Below are 18,718 nucleotides of genomic sequence, written 5' to 3'. Positions count from 1 at the left end.
CGGCCTAATGCCCCCGCGCCGGCGCGCCGAGGTCGATCGGGCGCAACACGGCAGCAGTCGGAATCATCAGCACGGCAATGATCGCGAGCATCCAGAACACGTCGATATAGGCGAGGAAGTCGACCTGCTGCTGCAAGGTCTTCCCCACCCAGGCGATCGCCTGCGCGGCCGCGTCGCTCGGATTCGAGCCCTGGGCCTGGAAGTACCGTGTCATCGCGTCGATGGTCTGCTGATAGCCGAGATCGGACGGCGCGGCATGCTCGATCAGGCGGCTTTGATGGAATTGCTGGCGCTGCGCCAGTACCGTCTGCGCCAGCGCCACGCCCATGGAGCCGCCGATATTGCGAGCAACGTTGATCAGCGCTGACGCCTGGTTGGTCTTGTCAGACGGCACGCCATCATAAGACGCGGTTGTTACCGGCAGGAACAGGAATGGAAGCCCAATCGCGAGGAAGACGCGTGCCAGCGCCGCGTAGCCATATGTGATGTCGCCGTTCAGCCCGGTCAGATGCCACATCGAGAATGCAACCACCGTGGCGCCGAACATGATGAGATATTTCGGCTGCACCGTGCTGACGAGCCGGCCGACGACCGGCATCAGCATCAAGGTGGCGATGCCGCCGGGCGATAGCGCAAGACCGGCCAGTAGTGCCGTGTAGTTCAGCTCGGTCTGGAGCAGTTGCGGCAGGATCTGTGTGGTCGAGATCAGCACCGCACCGGTGCCGAGCATGACCAGGAAGCAGGCAGCGAATTGCCGCCGGCCGAGCAAGCGGAGATCAATGATAGGCTCTTCGCGTGTCAGCTCCCACGGGATCAGTGCAAGCAGCGACACAGCTGACAGCACAGCGAAGAAAATGATCATATTCGAGCCGAACCAGTCGTTGCGCTGGCCCTCATCGAGCACGTATTCGAGCGAGCCGAGCCCGATCGCGACCAGTGCGAAGCCGATATAGTCGACCTGCACACCCTTGCTCAGCAGCTTCTCCCGCTCCTCCTCCGCGCCCGACGGCTCTTTGACCAGCGTGCCGACCAGGAACAGCGAGAGCAGCCCCATGGGGACGTTGATCAGGAAGACCCAGTGCCAGCTGTAGGTATCGGTGATCCAGCCGCCGAGCGTCGGGCCGATCACCGGCGCGACGACCACAGCGACGCCGTAGATGGCAAACGCCTGTCCGCGCTTCTCCGGCGGGAAGGAGTCGGCGAGGATCGCCTGCTCGCTCGTGGCCATGCCGCCGCCACCCAGACCTTGCAAGATACGGAAGAGCACCAGCGATTGCAGATTCCAGGCGAACCCGCACAGCAGGGAGGAGATCGTGAAGGTTGCGACGCAGATCATGTAGAAGCGCTTGCGGCCGATGACGGTCGACAGCCAGCCCGAGATCGACAGTACGATGGCGTTGGCGACCAGATAGCTGGTGATGACGTAGGTGCTCTCGTCGATGCCGACCGCAAGCCCACCGGCGATGTGGCGCAACGCGACATTGGCAATGGTGGTGTCGAGCACCTCCATGAAGGTCGCGATCGAGACCACGAAGGCGATCAGGTAGGGATTGTGCCCGCCAGCCGCCGAGCGTTCCGGCGACCAGCCACCGGCCGATGCGCCGTCTTGCGTGGTGTCCGTCATCGCACCCGCGTCCAGGGCACGACCGACATGCCGGGACCAACCGGCAGATCGGCCGGCCAATTGTCGACCACGATCTTCACCGGCACGCGCTGCACCACCTTGACGTAGTTACCGGTGGCATTTTCAGCCGGCAGCAGGCTGAAGGCGGTGCCGGAGCCCGGCTGCACGGAATCGACATGGCCGGTCAACTTCTGCCCGGGATAGGCATCGATGCGGATCTCGACCGGCTGGCCTGGCCGCATGTCGGCAAGCTGCGTCTCCTTGTAGTTGGCGACGATCCAGACCTCATCGGGGACGAACATCATCAGGCTCTGTCCGGCGGTCACGAACGTGCCCTTGGCGCCCGAAAGCTTGACGACGCGACCGGACTGCGCGGCAATGAGGCTGGTGTATTGCAGGTTCAGGTTCGCCTGATCGAGGTGCGCCTGTGACTGCTCGAGCTGCGCCTTGGTGCCTTCGAGCTGGGCTTGCAGCGTCTTGATGCCGAGTTGCGCAGCCGTCACCGCGGTCTTGGCGCGCTCGGTGTTGGCTTGCTGGGCTTGGAGATCGGAGCGGGTCTGCTGCTGGCGCTGCACGGTGCCGGCGCCCTTCTCGACCAGATCCTGGGCGCGCGCCGATTCTTCCTGTGAGAACTGAAGTTGGGCCTGCGCTTGCTCGAGCTGCGCCTGGGCCTGCTTGATCTGCTCCTGCTGGGAAACAATCTGCGCCTCGACATTCGCGACGTTGGCCTTGGAGACCTCGACCTGCGCCGCAGCCTGATCGACAGCGATGCGATAATCGCGCTCGTCGATCTTGGCGAGGAGATCGCCGGCATTGACATGCTGGTTGTCCGTGACCGGGATATCGGTCACGTAACCGCCGACCTTCGAGGCCACGGAAAAGCTGCGCGCGGCGACGAAGGCGTCGTCGGTGGATTCATAGCGGCGAACTTCCAGCCAATAGAGCAAACCGCCGACCAGCGCTGCGATCAGCACGATCGCGCCGACGGTCGCGAGCAGCCAGTGCTCGGCGAGCCGCTCGCGCAGAGGCGGGGTCTTGTCCGGCTTGCCGGGCTGTCCCTTGGTCTGGTGCTTGGGGTCGGGCGAATTCGTTGGAGCTTCGGCCCTCTGCGGTTGCTCCGCGGACGGCCCACGCTCCCGGGTTTGAGCATCCACGGTGAACACCTCGATCGCGACTTTTGGCTAGGCAAACGGCTTGGCCATGCGAACGCCGGGAACCTAACCCACAGCCCTGACGCATAGTTCCGGGTCCTGAGAGCACCGCTGTCATCCGTGAATGCATTGCAAAAAAAGCAAGCGCGGCACTGTTGCTACCGCGCTCCAGAAAATGTGCACACTCTGTTAGTGCGTTTTGGTCTCGTGCCATTTCTCCAGGTCCGGCTTCTTGTCGCTGGACTTCTGCTCCTTCTCCGGATTGCCCTTCCAGGGCTTGTCAGTCTGGGCGTGCGATCCCCAATCGTTCTGCTGCCGGGGATCGTCGTTGGGCTTTTCCTGGCTCATCGGATCTCCTCTCAAGTAAAAGGAACGCCGTAGTAAGCGTTGATACCGCGCGGCGGCGTCATCGCCCCAGTTCCAATCGCTGCGCTCGCTGTATTTCGGCGCACCTTCGAGCGCCTTCGTTCATCAGATGCTCCTGATCAGCCACATGTCAGGACGACCTTGCCCACCGTATGGCCGTGCTCCACAGTCGACAGGGCCTGTGCTGCCTGTTCTAGCGGGAACGTGGCCTGAATGTGCGGTTTGAGCTTGTCGTTTTCGGCGAGCTTCCCGATCTTCGCGAGCTCTTCTCCGTCGGGCTCGACAGTGTATCGCATCGCGGTGACGCCCAGCGATTTCGCGCGGTCCTGCGAGGGCTCCGTCAAGGTCGAGATCAAACGGTCGCCCTTGTTCAAAAGCGCCCAGGAACGCTCGCGTGTCTCGCGGTCGGCCCGGCGTGTAGGGAAGGCGATCCTCCTGCACGGCGGGATATTTGCCAGACCTGATCTTGAAGTCGACCGGATTGACGCTGGCTGCCCGAACGGAAACCAGGATCTGACCGGCGTCGGGACCTGACTGTTCGAGCCGGTCGACGCAGAGCACGTCGTTGCCGCCGAACTGGTGAAATCGAACCTTGATGAGTTTTGCCATACCGGCTGACGCCGAAAGGCGGCGAGCGTTCCTATGGGCCGGAGAAGTCGCGAAGGTGTACAATGCTGAAGGATTTCGGTCGACAGCGAGACCGCCTCCTCCACCACCCGCCTAGGAACCGTGCCCCGAGCCTCGGGTTGGACGGATTGGACCAACTATCGAGAAGCCATCATGACGGAACCGGACGTTCGCAAGGGAATGCCGCCCGTCAAGCTGTCCCGTGAGGAATTCGAGAGCCGTTACAGGAGCCAGTTCGTCGATCCTGCCTTCGCCCCGCTAAAGTGGGAACTCGATGCGATCGTTGGGGCTGCCTGGGATGCCTACAGCCATTCGCGCAAATCGCCAGTAACGCGGAAGGCGGGTGTGGGGTTCGCCGATCCTGACGACGAGCTCGCCGTCGATTGGCTGGCGACGCGTACCGCCATCTTCGAGGCACAGCGCCGGCACGACGACGCTGGCGCGACGCCGCGTATTCTCGTCATCAACGGTTCGGCGCGCAGCGAGCACACCTGTCCGGGCGAGATGTCCAAGACCTGGCGCATGGTCAAGCTCGCCGAGCCCGTCTTCGTCGAGATGGGCTTCGCCGTCGACATCCTGGATCTTTCCCGCCTGACCTCCGAATTCGGCAAGTATATTCATCCCTGCAAGTCGTGCGTCTCTACCGCCATGCCGCTCTGCCACTGGCCGTGCAGCTGCTATCCCAACTATTCGCTCGGCCAGACCAGCGACTGGATGAACGAGATCTATCCGCTCTGGGTGGCAGCCCACGGCATCCTGATCGTGACGCCGGTGAACTGGTACCACGTGCCGGGCGGCCTCAAGGCGATGATGGATCGCCTAGTCTGCGCCGACGGCGGCAACCCGGATCCGACATCGACGCACGGCAAGAAAGCCGCCGAAGCCAAGGCGCTCGAGCTGAAGGGCTGGCCTTATCCGCGTCATCTCGCCGATCGCCATTTCGGCCTCATCGTTCACGGCGACAGCGTCGGCGCCGAGGGCGTGCGTCGAACGTTGTCCGACTGGCTGACCGACATGCACCTGATTTCGGCCGGCCGCTTTGGTGAGACGGACGGCTATGTCGGCTACATGGAACATTATGCGACCTCCCACCGGGAGCTGGACGAAGACCGCGCGTTTCAGCAGGAGGTGCTGAATACAGCCAAGGCGCTGGGCCGCGCTGTGGAGCTCGCCCGCAGCGGTCGGTTTGAGGATCCGGGGGCCGAACTCTCGGATCCGGATCCGAAATAAGGAGCGACATGCCTGTCGCTGCCGATCGCCGCGGGTTGATCGCGGTCGTCAATTGAGGATGTCGTCGGGTGAGCCAGACGGCGGAAGGATCGTCGAAGACTATCGTCTATGCCGCGCTCGTCGGCAACCTCCTCGTTGCCGTCACCAAGATCGGAGCTGCTGTCTGGACCGGAAGCTCGGCGATGATGAGCGAAGCCGTGCACTCGGTCGTCGATACCACCAATGAGGTGCTGCTGCTTTACGGTTACTATCGCGCGAGCCGTCCGCCCGATGAATCCCATCCGCTTGGCTACGGGCGCGAGCTGTACTTCTGGAGCTTCATTGTCGCTCTGTTGATTTTCGCGCTCGGAGCGGGCGTCTCGCTCTATCAAGGCGTCCTCCACGTCACCGCGCCGGAGCCAATCGAAGATCCCATCGTCAGCTTCATCGTGCTCGGCTTGTCCTTCGTATTCGAGGGTATCTCGTGGCTTTTCGCCTGGCGGCGCTTCCGGTCGGAGACCTCGCGCCTCGGGTGGTACGAGGCCTTCGTCCGCAGCAAGGACCCGCCCGCCTTCATGGTGCTGCTAGAAGACAGCGCGGCGCTGGTCGGCATCGTTATTGCGGTTGTCGCGACCGCAGCTGCGGTGTTGTTCGCCCAGCCGATTTGGGACGGTGTTGGCTCGATCCTGATCGGCATTCTCTTGGGCATCACCTCCATCGGGCTCGCCAGGGAAAGCAAGAGCCTGCTCATCGGCGAACCCGCTCATTCTGATCTGTCACGATCTATCCTCGACATCGCGCGACGGTCACCCGGCGTGCTCCGGGCCAACGGGCTGCTGACGGTGCAGCTGTCGCCGGCGGAGGTCGTGGCGGCGCTGAGCGTCGAGTTCGCGGACGACAAGCGCGCCGATGATATCGAGCAGTGCGTCATCTCGATCGAGACCGAAATACGCAGACAGCATCCGAACGTCGCGGCTCTGTTCATCAAGCCGCAAACGAATGCTCGGTATCACGCCGTGCGCGCCAGGCGCTGGGGTACGGGCGCCTGAAACACCTTGGCCAGGAACCAAGCACCCCAGCTGAGTCGACTGAGGTTGATGGCTGTTGCCTGTCCCAACGATCGTCCTGCGAAAAGGCGCCTCGGCGTACCATTAACGGCACGGGCTCGTGGTGTCTTTCCAGGCCGATGAAGCCTGACGCCTCTGTCCGGGCGGCCGTCCGGACGGGAGCGACGGCTGAAGCAACCCTGCACCTCCGGTGACTACTCGGCCATCGGAACGCGGGTTTCCTTGATTATAGGCGGCAGATTGTGGGCCAGCACGGAACCTGATCGCGTGCCTAGCATTGAAGTCGCGAAGAGGAGACTTCACATGAATGGGATCATCTATCTCGTGGGCCTGATCGTAGTCGTCATGTTCATCCTGTCGCTGTTCGGTCTTCGGTAAGACGCCATGGCCATTGAACCGCTCTCCGGGATCGAAACCGAGACTCTCCCAGCCACCGGCCTGACCAGGCCATGGGGGTTGCAGTGGACGTCCGTCATTGTCGGCGCCTTCGTGGCGATGGCGTTGTCGCTGATACTGATCTCCTTTGGGACAGCGCTCGGCCTAGGCATGGCCTCCGCTGCGCCGACCTGGAGGGATGCCTCCGTTGCGCTATGGCTGTTGTCGGGTGTCTACCTGATCTTCCAATCCCTTATCAGTTTTGGCTGCGGCGGCTATGTTGCCGGGCGCGTCCGGCCACGCTACGCTTCGGCGACCGACGACATCGAGACGCGGGACGGACTGCACGGCGTTGCTGCCTGGGCGCTGGCGGTCTTGATCGGCGCCGCTCTGACCGCATTGATAGCGGGCGCCGCAAACCGTCCGTCCGCAACTACGCAGCCGCCGTCGGCTACCGAACCATCTGTCCTAAGTTACGAGCTCGACCATCTTTTCCGCGCCCCTCGGCGGCCGCCGAACGTTGATCTGACGGGTGAGCGCGCTGAAGCCGCGCGAATTCTGGCAACCGCTTCGAGCCACAGCGGGGTCCTTCCCGAGGATCGCGCCTATCTTGTTCAGCAGGTCACGGCGTTGACCGGGCTGGCAGCGACGGACGCCGAAAGGCGGGTAGATACAACGTTGGCCAATGCCAAGAGCGCGATCTCAAGGGCCCGTGCGGCGAGCATTATTATCGCCTTCTCGACGGCTGCAGCATTGTTGTTCGGGGCTGTCGCGGCTTGGGCCGGCGCGGAGGCCGGAGGCCGGCATCGCGATGGCGAGCCGATTGCCGAATGGATGGCCCATTCTAATCGCTGGCATAAGAGCCGTGTCGGGGGTCTCCGACCTCTGCCGTAATGCGTTGCTACGAATTGATAGCAGGCAATGGGGCCTGCTATTAACGATCAACTCAGTCGCACTCGACAGAACGCTACCCACGACCAAATCTCGGATTGCCATGGGGGTAAGCGACCGAAAAATGCGACGCGAGTAAATTGATTGCAAGCACCTCAGTAAAGTGGCTCCTGCGGCAGGCGCCGGGACGTTCAGCATCATCGACGCGGCACGCCAGTTCTTAGGAACGTCCGCCGCATGTAGCTTCGGTTGATTAGCATCAACGTCAAACGGAGTTGAAAAACAGCGGCCAGGGCGGGCCCCAAAATGTTCGTTCGGGCAAAAGCCAAGATCCAACCGGTCGCTAACATTCCGCCTTAAGGCCTGACAACGAAAAATAGGCTGCCGAGTTTATCTCGGCAGCTTGTTTCTTTTCATTGTCTTCAAGTTCGCTAGAACCGACAGATCGAGGCGCGCATTACAGCCCTTCAGCGACGTTGTCTGACCGCATCCTTTATCCTAAGCCGAACCACGGTCTCAATGAGAGGGGCACGGGCGCTTCGAGTGCTAACCGATGTTGGGCCTTATGCACGGTTCCCAAAACGGAGTGTCGCTGGGAATGCAGGAACCAGGGGCGTGCCCGACATTAAACGGCTCGGCAATCCGCCAGGCGCGCAGGAACATCATCCGAAACGCGCCGTTCTCCGTGTTCGAACAGAAAACCGGGAGCCGCCCCACCATGGCCCAGACAGTCTCCGACTTCATCGTCCAGCGTCTGCATCAGTGGGGCGTCCGCCATATCTTCGGCTACCCCGGTGATGGCATCAACGGCGTGTTCGGCGCGATGAACCGGGCGGAGGCGAAGATCAATTTCGTACAGGCCCGGCACGAGGAGATGGCCGCGTTCATGGCCAGCGCCTATGCGAAGTTTTCCGGCGAGCTTGGCGTCTGCATCGCCACATCGGGACCCGGTGCCTCACATCTCATCACCGGTCTCTATGATGCGCTGCTGGACCACCAGCCGGTGTTGGCGATCGTCGGCCAGCAGGCGCGAAACGCGCTCGGCGGGAGCTATCAGCAGGAACTCGATCTCGTCTCGATGTTCAAGGACGTCGCGGGCGCGTATGTCGAGCAGGCGTCCTCACCCGCTCAAGTGCGTCATCTGATCGATCGCGCCGTGCGCATCGCGCTTGCTCGCCGGGCCCCAACGGCCATCATCCTGCCCAACGACCTCCAGGAAGAGCCCTACGAAAGTCCGCCCCGCGCGCACGGCACCCTGCATTCCGGCGTCGGCTACAGCGCCCCGCGCGTGATACCGCGCGAGGCCGAGCTCGATCGCGCCGCGGAAGTGCTCAACGCCGGCAAGAAGGTCGCGATACTCATCGGCGCCGGCGCATTGCATGCCACCGAAGAAGTGATTGCGGTCGCCGATCGCCTCTCCGCGGGCTGCGCCAAGGCGCTGCTCGGCAAGGCGGCACTGCCGGACGACTTACCATGGGTGACGGGCTCGATCGGCCTGCTCGGCACCGAGCCCAGCTACACCATGATGATGGAATGCGACACGCTGCTGATGGTCGGTTCCGCGTTCCCTTACGCAGAATTCCTCCCGAAGGAAGATGCCGCGCGCGGCGTGCAGATCGACATCGATGCCGGCATGAATTCGATCCGCTTCCCCATGGAAGTCAGCCTCGTTGGCGATGCCGGGGAGACGTTGCGGAGCCTGTTGCCGCGGCTCGCACCCAAGAGCGACGGCGCCTGGCGCAAGGGCATCGAGAACGACGTCGCGAAATGGTGGAAGACGCTGGACGACCGTGCGCATCAGCCTGCGGCGCCCATCAATCCGCAGCTGGTCGCCTGGGAACTGTCACCGCGCCTGCCCGAGCGCGCCATCATCACCAGCGATTCCGGCTCCTGCGCCAACTGGTTTGCGCGCGACCTCAAGATCCGGCGCGGCATGACGGCCTCGCTCTCCGGCGGCCTCGCCTCGATGGGCGCCGCGGTGCCCTACGCGCTCGCCGCGAAATACGCCCACCCGGAACGACCCGTGATCGCGCTGGTCGGCGACGGGGCCATGCAGATGAACAACATGGCGGAACTGATCACCGTCGCGAAATACTGGCGGTCCTGGCGCAATCCGCATTTTGTCGTCTGCGTCTTCAACAACGAAGACCTCAACCAGGTGACCTGGGAACAGCGCATCATCAATGGCGACCCCAAATTCGAGGCCTCGCAGCAGATTCCAGACGTGTCCTATTCGCGGTTTGCCGAGATGATCGGTCTCACCGGCATTTTCGTCGACAGCCCGCAACTGCTGGGCTCCGCGTGGGAGCAGGCGCTGGCGAGCGAGACGCCGGTCGTGCTGGAGGTGAAGACCGATCCCGAGGTGCCGCCGCTGCCGCCGCACATGACGTTGCAGCAGGCCAAAAACTTCTCGCTCGCCCTGATGAAAGGCGACCCCAATGAGAGCGGCGTGATCGTGGGCGCAGCACGCCAGGTGCTGGAAAAGATCATGCCTGGAAACGAATGAGGTGAACCATGAGCGATTTCCGTGACATTCAACATGGCGTCAACGATCCCGTCGACGGCGTCGATGTGAAGCACCAGATCAATGCCAATCAGACGCCACACGAGCGGGCGCAGCATCATGCCGACGTGCGCGCGACGCCGTCGGCCTCGCCGTCCGAACCTTTCCTGCCGGAGCGACTGCGGCGGAAGCCGACCGATCCGATCAATCCCCGCACCGGCCGCAACCCGACGGATTAGGAACATCGGCCCCGGCGCGGTGTTGGTCGGCGCAAAGATTCGCGCGGCAAGCGGCCGCGCGGCCAATCAGAGGGACCGAACTATGAAACGCACCATGATCGCCGCTGCCTGCGTACTGCTCGCAGGCCCAGCGCTCGCCCAGTCGCTTGGCGAGAAGACCGGCGTGAACTCGGCGCTCGGCGTCGCGCCGACGACTGCCGATTTCGTCAAGGAGGTCGCCGTCAGCGACATGTTCGAGATCGAATCGAGCAAGCTCGCGGAGCAGAAGGGCAACGCGCAGGAGAAGAGCTTCGCTCAGCAGAAGGCGAACTCGGACGGCGTCTTCCATCCGAGCTGCGAGTGTGGTCGTGCCTCGTTGTAATCGGCCCGCCAGCATCCGAGCGCGACGCGGGCCTGGGCCAACGACGTGAACAGCGTCTCGTTCAACAGTTCATCGCGCAGCCGGCCGTTGAAGCTTTCGATGAAGGCATTCTGCATGGGCTTGCCCGGCGCGATGTAGTGCCATGCCACGCGGCTCTGATCAGCCCATGTCAGGATGGCGTTGCTGGTGAGCTCGCTGCCGTTGTCGCTGACCACCATCTTCGGCTTGCCGCGCTCAATCATCAGCCGGTCCAGCTCCCGCGCCACCCGGGGGCCCGAGAGCAAGGTATCGGCCACCAGCGCCAGGCACTCGCGGGTGCAGTCGTCGACCACGGTGAGGATACGGAAGCGGCGACCATCGGTGAGCTGATCCGATACGAAGTCGAGCGACCAGCGGTCGTTCGGCGCCATCGGCACCGTCATCGGCGCCCGGGTCCCGATCGCCCGCTTGCGGCCGCCACGGCGACGCACCGCAAGCTTCTCTTCCCGGTAGAGCCGGAACAGCTTCTTGTGGTTGATCACATAGCCCTCCCGCTTGAGCAGAACGTGGAGGCGCCGATAGTCAAAGCGGCGGCGCTCCTGGGCGATCGCCCTCATGCGTTGGCGAAGACCGGCATCGTCCGCCCGGGTCGTCTGGTATCTCATGGTCATGCGACAGCAGCCGATGGCTTTACACGCCCGCCGTTCGCTCATCCCGAAGGCGTCTCGGAGATGGGCGACAGCTTTCCGCTTGGCCGCGGGCGTCACCATTTCTTTCCCACGAGGTCCTTCAAGGCTGCGTTGTCCAGCATGGCGTCGGCCAGCAACCGTTTCAGCCGCGTGTTCTCGTCCTCCAGCGTCTTCAGCCGCTTGGCCTCCGAGACCTCCAGCCCGCCGAACCTGGCCTTCCATTTGTAGATGCTGGCGTCGCTGACGCCATGCTTGCGGCACAGATCGGCGACCGACACGCCGGCCTCATGCTCCTTCAAGATCCCGATGATCTGCTCTTCCGAAAAGCGGCTGCGCTTCATGCTCTGGTCCTTGTCGTGGGCCAGAACGAACTTCAAACTGGATTAAACCCGCGGGGCAAGGTCATCCCGCATGAACTGAGATCAATCGCACGCTCTGCGATGTGGACGATGATTTCAGGTAGCAACTCCAACCAACAAACGTCTAGCTGGCGATCTTCCAGACCTATACTCAACGGGCGTCGGCCTGAGAACAATTAGCTCTCCGCTCGTTGTGCTCTCCTAAGACCGCTTTAAGTTGCGGCGACTACGCCAGCGCTTGCGCGAAGATGTCGAGATCCGGCGAGCGCGCAGTGCCATTTGCACAGGAGATGGGAGGAGCGCGAAAGCGATACCGAAGAACTCGGACGGCTCACGGCGGAGAAGGGGCCGGAAGACGGCATACGCATCGCACGCGCCGTCGGGATGCCACTTAGGATCGCAGCCAAGATACCCCGCGCGGAAACGGCCTACTTCAAGAAGAAGCTCGAACCCAAGTTCGACGGCGAAGAGATCAAGCTTATCGGCGAGGTGGACGTTCGCAAGCAGGCGTTCCTCGCCGGCGCCGCCGCGCTCTTGTTTCCAATCGATTGGCCTGAGCCGTTCGGCCTCGTCTTGATCGAGGCGATGGCGTGCGGTACCCCCGTGATCGCCTACCGTTCCGGATCGGTGCCGGAAGTCGTGGAAGACGGCGTCACGGGCTTCAAACCACGGTCAAACAAGACAACTCAGCAATTAAGTCGGGCGCCAAGATCGGCTGCGGCTCCGCGCTCGGTTTCTGCGATCAAACGCCCTGAGGTAAGTGGGCGTCTTCATTCTACCGGGCCGGCCGGTAGAAAAAGAAAAGCCGCCCAACGGCGGCCAGTTTTTGTATTGCCTCTTCTACTTGTTCTTGAGGGCATCAGCGGCGTCGCGCGCTGCGTCCTTCACGTCTCCTGCAGCGTTATGGGCGGATCCCTTGGCTTTGTCGATTTTGCCTTCTGCTTCCATGTCTTTGTCACCAGTAAGCTTACCGGCACCTTCTTTGATCGCGCCTTTTGCCTTGTCGGCAGCGCCCTTCACGTGTTCGCGGTCCATGATCGTGTTCTCCTTTGCCGATCCGGATGACCAGCCAACGAAAGCTTTGCGAACTAGTTCCTTCAAAGAGTGCTGGCGTTACACCAATCTCGCGGTCGCAGCTCTGTAACGTTGGTCGGCTGCCAGTCCTTGCTCGCAGCGACGATGTCCTGGACTTCGCCGTCGCGGCTTCTTCGTTTTTATTAGGCACGTCTTCTGTTGGCCCGAAGCCGGCTGCAATTGAGGGGCAGAGCAAGTCCGCTCTGCCTGGTTAGTTCAGCCTGCTGCGCTACTGCAAGTACACCTGCTGCGACCTTGAAGCCAGCTTCGAGAAGGGAAGTGAAAAGCTCGGACGGCATCGGGTAGACCTGGCGGCGATTGGGTAGGCGGGCTGGCGGCGGGCGAGATAATGCCGGACGAACGCGCGCGTCACCTTCGACGCCGTGGCCTTCCACCAGCATGATGCGGTCCTGCGGCGCTTTGCTGAAGTGGTGTCCGCGATCGGCGGCGACCGCCACCACCGTTCCTTGGAGCGAGAGTTCTTGCGCCGGTGGCATTAGGCCGCCCTGGCGAGCGAGCGGCGCTTCTGGCGAAGGTAGCGCGATCCCCGGAAGGGTCCTTGCGTCCAGGATGTCATTCGGAGCACGGTTTGATCCCTCACGGCGCCGAAGGTTACCCCCTCCGAGAACTGAGCGATCTTCCGGATTGCCGTATTAAGTTGATGAATTGTGGGTCTCGGAAGCCGTTGGGTTTATTTGGCGCTTATTCACTGTTCTATGAGAATGACTCGCAACAGGCCGCGACGACAGTAAACGCTAGAGTTCCATTGGCTGGGAAACCAATTTTCAGATATTTGCCACAAAGCTTGGCGATCACCGCCCCTATTCCCGTCGAGGGTGTCGTGACCCGCTACTCACTCGAAAAATTACGTCGGCGCTATGTCATCGAGGGCAGGCCTCTTGAGGCGGGCCTTGAGGAAATGCTGCGCGCCGACGGCCGCGCGGGAGCGCGCTCCATCCTTGCCTCGATTGAAAAGCGGCGCTTTGAAAATCGGTCCGAAGGACAGCGGCTTCGCAAGATGCTCCGCTTCGAAACACTTCTCTGGCAAGTGGGGCAGGAAGCTATCGCGGGTGTCGATGAGGTCGGAATGAGCCCACTTGCGGGCCCGGTCGCAGCTGCCGCAGTAATATTCAAGCCCGGCACGCGCATATTTGGGATCGACGATTCAAAAAAGCTGGACGCGAATTCGCGCGAGTCTCTCGCGGAAGAGATCAAGGAAAAGGCGGCCTCATGGTCTGTCGCGTTTGTCGAGGTTGAGGAGGTCGACACCATCAACATCTACTGGGCGGGCATCCTTGCCATGCGACGGGCTGTTGAAGGGCTGGGGGTGACTCCGCAGCATCTTTTGATCGATGCGAAACGCTCGAAAGACATCGCGGTCCCGCAGCAGGCGATAATCAAGGGCGACACCAAATCCGTGAGCATCGCTGCCGCGTCTATTTTGGCGAAGGTTTCGCGCGATGCGTTGATGCGAACGCTTGACATGCATCATCCCGGCTACGGCTTCGCCGACCACAAGGGTTATCCTGTGCGCGCCCATTATGCCGCTTTGGCCAGACTAGGCGCATGCGCTGCCCATAGACGTTCGTTCGGCCCTGTGCGTGAAGTCCTCGGCTTGCCGCCGTTGCCACCTTGGCCTTTGCCATCGGAACGCACCGATGTCCGTCAGGGGACGAGGCTTCGGTGCTGCGCGCTGGGAGCACTTGACCGCTTCGGTCTCCGACAAGTCCCCTACTTCGTGGGCGCACCGGTTGTGGTCTCGCTAGGACGAGCGGTCATTGTGACATCATGGCCCTCTCGCAGCGCGATTGAAGCCGCCGCAATTGCGGCTTCGAACGCAGCTTCCTTCGTGGCGTACTCATTCTCCGTCTTGCCGTCGTGGCGCATGCGCCACGCGCCGTCTTTTCCAAATATCTCGTATTTCGCGATTCCCATAAGTTGTCCTCCTAGCTGGCGTCGCGGCGCTCCGCCGGCGTCGCGGCGCTGGCTTGCCATCGAGTTTCTTTGCTCCGTTGTCCGAGCGTGAGCGTAATTGTGCCGCCGCCGATCCGACCGCGGCGATGCGCCTATCGCGACTGACTGCAGTACTCCACGCCGTGCCTAATCCGCCATTTGTTGCTTCTTGGTTTGTCGCAGTGATACAGGAGCTGACCAGTGGTTTCGTCAGCTTTGAGCGTGCTGCCAGTGTGAGATGATGTCGGCGCCGCTCTTATTGAGATGCACGTGCTGATCGACGTGATCGACCCATGAGAGCGGAATAAAGTGATGATGCTGACCGTCCGGCGAACTCTGCTTCGTCAGCTTGATCTTGTCGGTTCCATCCAAGTGATCGACTTTTCCGACCATCTTCCGATCGGACGAAATCACGTCCATATGTTCCTTGATCTTCGAAACGTCTGTCATGGGAATCTCTCATTCAGCAATCGTATATTCGGTCGGTCAGCGAAACTTTCGATTGCTTCCCGACGCTCGGCAACCGCCGATCAGGCCGCCCGGGCGAGCGAGCGCCGCTTCTGGCGGAGGTAGCGCGTGATCTCCGGAAGCGGCATCGCGTTCAGGACACGGTCGGCGGGGACACCTCCCTTCCGGGCCATCTCGACGCCCCAGTGCATGTGATCGAGCTCAGGAATCGAGTGCGCGTCCGGATTGATGCTCAGCATGCAGCCGAACTCGAGCGCAGCCCGGTGCCAGCGCCAATCCAGGTCGAGCCGCCACGGGTGAGCTTGATCTCGACGACGACATCTTGCTTGGCGCAGGCCCGGAGCAACTTCTCGATGTCGATTTCGTAGCCTGGCCGCCGCTGCAGCTGCCGCCCGGTCATGTGACCGATGATGGTGCTGTGAGGATCGGAGATGGCTCGAAGCAGGCGCTGGGTCTGCGCCTTCATTGAACAGAAAATTTCTTTAGCTCCAATGAGCAACATGCTGCGATGCGCACGCCGGCAGCCATCTAGCACCCGTAGGAACCCTAGGTTTGCATGCACAGTCGCTCTGATGCGATGGAGACAGCTGAGGCAATGCCCCGAGCCAAAGCGCACGCCGCCGCTATTCTGCGGGAATGTCACAAAGCCGAGACGGAATTGATCGGCAAGGCCGTGGTGCTGACGGACGGGAAGGCAGGAACTGTCGAGGAATTGTGCTTGGACGAAGCGCACGGTTTGCGTCTTTCCGTCGCTGGCCATCCCGGGAAGTGGCCCGTCTCGACGATCAAGCTACTAGAGCGATAGTGCTTACAGACCGGCGCGCCTAATGGCCTGATGTTATCGGCTAATCGCAGCGCCACGCTCAGTCCCTCAATAGATGCCGGGACTGGGGCGGTGATACTGCACCAACCGCCTACTTTGCGTCGGTTCCCAAGCAACCATAACAGAAACCGGGCGAACCGACCTCTGCTAATGCCGTTTCCCACGCCGCGGCGGAGTCATGAGTCCCGTTGACTTACATCAACCTAACGCGCCGCGGGCGCCGCAATCTCCCGCGCTCGCAGAGTTCGTAGAGAGGATGCTGTCATGCTTCACTATATTCTTGCTGCAATTGCAGCACTTGTTCTGCTCACCGCCAGTTTGATTCCAGACGATGCCTATGCCCGCGGTCGCGGCGGTGGCGGCTATCGGGGCGGTGGCGGATTTCACGGAGGTGGTTACCGCGGCGGCGCTGTCGCCGGGCGAGGCTACCGGGGCGGCGCTGTTGCAGTTCGAGGAGCCCGGGGTGGCGCTGTTGCGGTGCGCGGCGGACGCTATGGTTATGGCGGCTACGGGTATCGGCGTTACGGTGTCGGTGCGGCGGCGGTCGGCGCCGCTGCTGTCGGCGCTGCTGCGACAGGCGCCTACTATCGCGGCGGCTGCGGCTACGACGCCTACGGCAACTGGATTTGCCCGGGCTATTAGTCCCGTATTGAGGCCGCCATTCACTCGTCAGCAGCAGCGATCTGCTCTCGAAGTTGCCGAGCGCGTTCTCTTGCTCGCTTCCCAAGGCGAGCGTGAACCGATCAGGATAAAGCGACACCTGCTAAATGAGTTTTTGGCATCCGCTGCCAGCGAAGCCAACCGGGTCGCCCCTTCGCCTGATCGACGGTGAGCCTGCTAAGGCGATCAAGTGCCGCTGGTAACGCCCTGCGGGTTCGATCGTGGCTGCCATGCCACCACTGCCGCTCATCGGCGCATTCCCTGCCCCTTGGCATGTCGCCTTGTGTTGGCAGATTTTGTTGCAAAAGTCAGTTGAGACGAGCCGGCAAGCGTGATTCCGTTGTGTTGACGCGAATCGCGACGAGGTCGATTCATGATGGGCCGTCTGAAGAGTGACCAAGGTCAACTGTTCTACGCGTTTCATCTCAGCGACGCGGTTCCCGAAGATCATCTGGTGCGGAAGATCGACACTGCTCTCGATCTGTCTTGGCTTCGCAGCGAACTAGCTCCTCATTATTCGTCCATGGGTCGCCCGTCGATCGATCCAGAGCTGATGATCCGGATGCTGATCGTGGGGTATGTCTTCGCGATCCGCTCGGAGCGGCTGCTCTGCCGTGAAGTGCAGGTGAACCTCGCCTATCGGTGGTTCTGCAAGCTCGGTATCGAGGATGCTATCCCGGATCATTCGGCCTTCTCGCGGGCCCGCAATGAGCGCTTCCGCGAGGGAGATGTCGTTCGTCGCGTATTCGAACATATCGTCGAGGCGTGCATTCTGGCCGGTCTGGTTGGTGGCGAAGGTTTTGCGGTAGACGCGAGCCTGATCCAGGCAGATGCCAACAAGCAGCGCTCGATCGCGGGTCAGGATTGGCGCAGGGATCGCGATCCGGCGAGGTCAAGCCGCGCGGTGAAGGAGTATCTGGCAACCCTCGACGATACGGCGTGGGGTGCGGCCAGTGAGGTTGTCCCGAAGTTCATCTCGCTGTCCGATCCCGCGGCCCAGTGGACCGGAGCTCACAAGGGACCAGCGTTCTTCGCTTACTCCGACAATTATCTCATCGATGAGATCGTCTCTGCGGAGGAATCACCTTCGCCATTCCGGCCGTTCAAGGTCGGACCAATTCCTTTGATCTGAAAAACGGTCTTCACCACAAGCGCCTTATCGAGGTCGCCGATCAATCGATTACGCTCTTGGTCAATGTCAGGTGAAATCCTGTGCGTGATTTGGCCGGTATCACGGCTTATGGTTCCCAGTCCTCCCAGAGCCGAGTGCGGCGGCGCAACTACGCGGGATCTGCCATCGCTGTTTTACGGTGTTTTTTGCTCTGCCGGCCGAATTTGCATAGTCCTGACGGGACTTTTTCGCTCCAGAACAGCAGTGCTCCCCAATGACGCGTGAAGAACATCGTCACGGGACTGGTGTCCGTCGAACCGAATATCAGCCCGAGAACCGGAACTGGGGGAGGCCGCAACGGGTGTGCAAAATGCGGCTGACGCTCAGGGCTACGATGCGGCGGGCCAGAACTTCAAGGTCCATCTAGCACCACCGCGTCTTTGATTTTCGAGCCGTCCTTGTTGAAAACCGACACGGTGGCATTCGGCGGCTCCTTGGCGAAGCTGTCATCGCTCTCGTTGCTGGGTGACCATTCCTCCAGCAAGTCTGTCGTGAGCGAATGGCCCGCCGCTCGTACCGGCCGGTCAGCAAACACGATGGAATTTGGTGCGACGCCCACGAGCGCGAGCTGGCCGCCCTGCAAGGTGGCTCCACGAGCATTCATCACAATCAGAGACGGAACAATTTCTGGCTTGTCTCCGCCGATCGCCTTCTCCAGCGGCACGTGCTGGGCCACGGCCGGCGCAGAACCGCAGAGCAGAAGGGCGACAAAAATCATCAAGTTGGATCGACTCTTGATGGTCATCATAAACTCCTCGAGTTACCGTTAGAGCGCATCGCTTCATGTTTTGCCAATTTCGCCGATGTGCTGCAGCTGCACTATGCACTTTCAGCAGCTCCCGCTTGACCACACGAGAGGCACCCAAAAGGGCGGGAGCTGGCCGAATTTGCATAGCGCTTGGCTAAGCCTCGGTCTTCACTGGATACGGTAGATCGTTCCGTTGTCTGCAGTCTGTTGATCTGACCGTCGGCGAGACCGCAGCAATCGGCGCAAGGGCGTACTTACTTCCAGTCACGACAAAGGATAGGAGCCGAAGTCATGTTGCAGGCAGGTCGATTAGTGGCAGGCCCTGCCTTGCCGGCAATGATGGCTGGGCCGGGCAATGCCGCAGAACAACAATTCTCGTGC

General features: G+C 61.7%; 18 protein-coding genes and 4 pseudogenes. 11 read left to right on the top strand and 11 right to left on the bottom strand.

Annotation, left to right across the window (positions count from 1 at the left end):
- Positions 1 to 4: 4 nt before the first annotated feature.
- The 4 genes from ACVJ5M_RS45400 to ACVJ5M_RS45385 all read right to left on the bottom strand — a co-directional run bounded on the left by ACVJ5M_RS45400 (position 5) and on the right by ACVJ5M_RS45385 (position 3,515).
- Positions 5 to 1,624, bottom strand: coding sequence for a DHA2 family efflux MFS transporter permease subunit (locus ACVJ5M_RS45400; RefSeq protein ID WP_456679769.1), 1,620 nt, complete (start codon positions 1,622 to 1,624; stop codon positions 5 to 7).
- The gene (locus ACVJ5M_RS45395) at positions 1,621 to 2,778 is read right to left on the bottom strand and encodes an HlyD family secretion protein (RefSeq protein ID WP_231145697.1); all 1,158 of its coding nucleotides are present in this window, start codon (positions 2,776 to 2,778) and stop codon (positions 1,621 to 1,623) included. Before ACVJ5M_RS45395 ends, ACVJ5M_RS45400 begins: the two co-directional genes overlap by 4 nt.
- 186 nt (positions 2,779 to 2,964) lie before the next feature.
- A complete protein-coding gene (locus ACVJ5M_RS45390) occupies positions 2,965 to 3,123 on the bottom strand; it encodes a hypothetical protein (protein ID WP_201266113.1) in 159 nt (52 codons plus the stop codon).
- A gap of 137 nt (positions 3,124 to 3,260) precedes the next feature.
- Positions 3,261 to 3,515 carry a zinc-binding dehydrogenase gene (locus ACVJ5M_RS45385; RefSeq protein WP_231145698.1) on the bottom strand — a complete coding sequence of 85 codons (255 nt, stop codon included), beginning with the start codon at positions 3,513 to 3,515 and terminating at the stop codon, positions 3,261 to 3,263.
- A gap of 406 nt (positions 3,516 to 3,921) precedes the next feature.
- Between ACVJ5M_RS45385 and ACVJ5M_RS45380 the strand changes: the two genes are divergently transcribed.
- The 6 genes and pseudogenes from ACVJ5M_RS45380 to ACVJ5M_RS45355 all read left to right on the top strand — a co-directional run.
- Positions 3,922 to 4,998 carry a flavodoxin family protein gene (locus ACVJ5M_RS45380; RefSeq protein WP_354100704.1) on the top strand — a complete coding sequence of 359 codons (1,077 nt, stop codon included), beginning with the start codon at positions 3,922 to 3,924 and terminating at the stop codon, positions 4,996 to 4,998.
- Between the two features lie 68 nt (positions 4,999 to 5,066).
- On the top strand, positions 5,067 to 6,026 hold the full coding sequence (locus ACVJ5M_RS45375) for a cation diffusion facilitator family transporter (RefSeq protein ID WP_085398774.1): 960 nt from the start codon (positions 5,067 to 5,069) through the stop codon (positions 6,024 to 6,026).
- A gap of 402 nt (positions 6,027 to 6,428) precedes the next feature.
- Complete coding sequence (locus ACVJ5M_RS45370) at positions 6,429 to 7,313, top strand: hypothetical protein (RefSeq protein ID WP_434057380.1); 885 nt, start codon at positions 6,429 to 6,431, stop codon at positions 7,311 to 7,313.
- Between the two features lie 715 nt (positions 7,314 to 8,028).
- Positions 8,029 to 9,816: a thiamine pyrophosphate-requiring protein gene (locus ACVJ5M_RS45365; protein WP_354100705.1), complete on the top strand. Its 1,788-nt coding sequence runs from the start codon at positions 8,029 to 8,031 to the stop codon at positions 9,814 to 9,816.
- Positions 9,817 to 9,824: 8 nt separating this feature from the next.
- A complete protein-coding gene (locus ACVJ5M_RS45360; RefSeq protein WP_085398776.1) occupies positions 9,825 to 10,052 on the top strand; it encodes a hypothetical protein in 228 nt (75 codons plus the stop codon).
- 82 nt (positions 10,053 to 10,134) lie between these two features.
- Positions 10,135 to 10,353: pseudogene (locus tag ACVJ5M_RS45355) on the top strand (DUF4142 domain-containing protein); the annotation flags it as partial.
- Here ACVJ5M_RS45355 and ACVJ5M_RS45350 read toward each other — a convergent pair.
- A protein-coding gene (locus tag ACVJ5M_RS45350; RefSeq protein WP_456679768.1) for an IS3 family transposase occupies positions 10,347 to 11,422 on the bottom strand; the annotation gives its coding sequence in 2 pieces (ribosomal slippage) (positions 10,347 to 11,173 and positions 11,173 to 11,422; 1,077 coding nt in all). The pseudogene ACVJ5M_RS45355 and the gene ACVJ5M_RS45350 overlap by 7 nt on opposite strands.
- A gap of 339 nt (positions 11,423 to 11,761) precedes the next feature.
- Between ACVJ5M_RS45350 and ACVJ5M_RS45345 the strand changes: the two are divergent.
- Positions 11,762 to 12,103, top strand: a pseudogene (locus ACVJ5M_RS45345) (glycosyltransferase); the annotation flags it as partial.
- 177 nt (positions 12,104 to 12,280) lie between these two features.
- Here the strand turns inward: ACVJ5M_RS45345 and ACVJ5M_RS45340 are convergent.
- Together ACVJ5M_RS45340 and ACVJ5M_RS45335 are read right to left on the bottom strand one after the other, a co-directional pair.
- A complete protein-coding gene (locus tag ACVJ5M_RS45340; RefSeq protein ID WP_354100710.1) occupies positions 12,281 to 12,475 on the bottom strand; it encodes a CsbD family protein in 195 nt (64 codons plus the stop codon).
- A gap of 182 nt (positions 12,476 to 12,657) precedes the next feature.
- Positions 12,658 to 12,972 (bottom strand): hypothetical protein, encoded by a 315-nt coding sequence (locus ACVJ5M_RS45335; protein ID WP_354100707.1) that lies wholly within the window; start codon positions 12,970 to 12,972, stop codon positions 12,658 to 12,660.
- 383 nt (positions 12,973 to 13,355) lie between these two features.
- Here ACVJ5M_RS45335 and ACVJ5M_RS45330 point away from each other — a divergent pair, with 383 nt between their 5' ends.
- Positions 13,356 to 14,540: a ribonuclease HII gene (locus tag ACVJ5M_RS45330; protein ID WP_456679767.1), complete on the top strand. Its 1,185-nt coding sequence runs from the start codon at positions 13,356 to 13,358 to the stop codon at positions 14,538 to 14,540.
- Between the two features lie 137 nt (positions 14,541 to 14,677).
- Here ACVJ5M_RS45330 and ACVJ5M_RS45325 read toward each other — a convergent pair whose 3' ends face one another.
- A complete protein-coding gene (locus ACVJ5M_RS45325; RefSeq protein WP_354100708.1) occupies positions 14,678 to 14,917 on the bottom strand; it encodes a DUF2171 domain-containing protein in 240 nt (79 codons plus the stop codon).
- 80 nt (positions 14,918 to 14,997) lie between these two features.
- A pseudogene (locus ACVJ5M_RS45320) lies at positions 14,998 to 15,398 on the bottom strand (DNA polymerase/3'-5' exonuclease PolX); the annotation flags it as partial.
- A 132-nt stretch (positions 15,399 to 15,530) separates the two neighbouring features.
- On the opposite strand from ACVJ5M_RS45320, the gene ACVJ5M_RS45315 reads away from it, so the two are divergent.
- From ACVJ5M_RS45315 to ACVJ5M_RS45305, 3 genes and pseudogenes are all read left to right on the top strand, one after another.
- Positions 15,531 to 15,740 (top strand): PRC-barrel domain-containing protein, encoded by a 210-nt coding sequence (locus tag ACVJ5M_RS45315; protein WP_456679766.1) that lies wholly within the window; start codon positions 15,531 to 15,533, stop codon positions 15,738 to 15,740.
- 282 nt (positions 15,741 to 16,022) lie between these two features.
- Positions 16,023 to 16,400: a hypothetical protein gene (locus tag ACVJ5M_RS45310; protein ID WP_354100688.1), complete on the top strand. Its 378-nt coding sequence runs from the start codon at positions 16,023 to 16,025 to the stop codon at positions 16,398 to 16,400.
- Between the two features lie 391 nt (positions 16,401 to 16,791).
- A pseudogene (locus ACVJ5M_RS45305) lies at positions 16,792 to 17,532 on the top strand (transposase); the annotation flags it as partial.
- Here ACVJ5M_RS45305 and ACVJ5M_RS45300 read toward each other — a convergent pair.
- The gene (locus ACVJ5M_RS45300; protein WP_354100689.1) at positions 17,466 to 17,615 is read right to left on the bottom strand and encodes a hypothetical protein; all 150 of its coding nucleotides are present in this window, start codon (positions 17,613 to 17,615) and stop codon (positions 17,466 to 17,468) included. The pseudogene ACVJ5M_RS45305 and the gene ACVJ5M_RS45300 overlap by 67 nt on opposite strands.
- A 326-nt stretch (positions 17,616 to 17,941) precedes the next feature.
- The gene (locus tag ACVJ5M_RS45295; protein WP_354100687.1) at positions 17,942 to 18,334 is read right to left on the bottom strand and encodes a hypothetical protein; all 393 of its coding nucleotides are present in this window, start codon (positions 18,332 to 18,334) and stop codon (positions 17,942 to 17,944) included.
- Positions 18,335 to 18,718: the final 384 nt, after the last annotated feature.

It is taken from the genome of Bradyrhizobium sp. S3.7.6 (genome assembly GCF_054061875.1).
This window is presented reverse-complemented; position numbering and strand designations above follow the sequence as displayed.

Bases quoted from the DNA above. Each gene is read 5' to 3' on its own strand.
- ACVJ5M_RS45400 (WP_456679769.1), bottom strand. From the start codon at position 1,624: ATGACGGACACCACGCAAGACGGCGCATCGGCCGGTGGCTGGTCGCCG.
- ACVJ5M_RS45390 (WP_201266113.1), bottom strand. From the start codon at position 3,123: ATGAGCCAGGAAAAGCCCAACGACGATCCCCGGCAGCAGAACGATTGG.
- ACVJ5M_RS45380 (WP_354100704.1), top strand. From the start codon at position 3,922: ATGACGGAACCGGACGTTCGCAAGGGAATGCCGCCCGTCAAGCTGTCC.
- ACVJ5M_RS45370 (WP_434057380.1), top strand. From the start codon at position 6,429: ATGGCCATTGAACCGCTCTCCGGGATCGAAACCGAGACTCTCCCAGCC.
- ACVJ5M_RS45365 (WP_354100705.1), top strand. From the start codon at position 8,029: ATGGCCCAGACAGTCTCCGACTTCATCGTCCAGCGTCTGCATCAGTGG.
- ACVJ5M_RS45360 (WP_085398776.1), top strand. From the start codon at position 9,825: ATGAGCGATTTCCGTGACATTCAACATGGCGTCAACGATCCCGTCGAC.
- ACVJ5M_RS45340 (WP_354100710.1), bottom strand. From the start codon at position 12,475: ATGGACCGCGAACACGTGAAGGGCGCTGCCGACAAGGCAAAAGGCGCG.
- ACVJ5M_RS45325 (WP_354100708.1), bottom strand. From the start codon at position 14,917: ATGACAGACGTTTCGAAGATCAAGGAACATATGGACGTGATTTCGTCC.
- ACVJ5M_RS45315 (WP_456679766.1), top strand. From the start codon at position 15,531: ATGCCCCGAGCCAAAGCGCACGCCGCCGCTATTCTGCGGGAATGTCAC.
- ACVJ5M_RS45310 (WP_354100688.1), top strand. From the start codon at position 16,023: ATGCTTCACTATATTCTTGCTGCAATTGCAGCACTTGTTCTGCTCACC.
- ACVJ5M_RS45295 (WP_354100687.1), bottom strand. From the start codon at position 18,334: ATGACCATCAAGAGTCGATCCAACTTGATGATTTTTGTCGCCCTTCTG.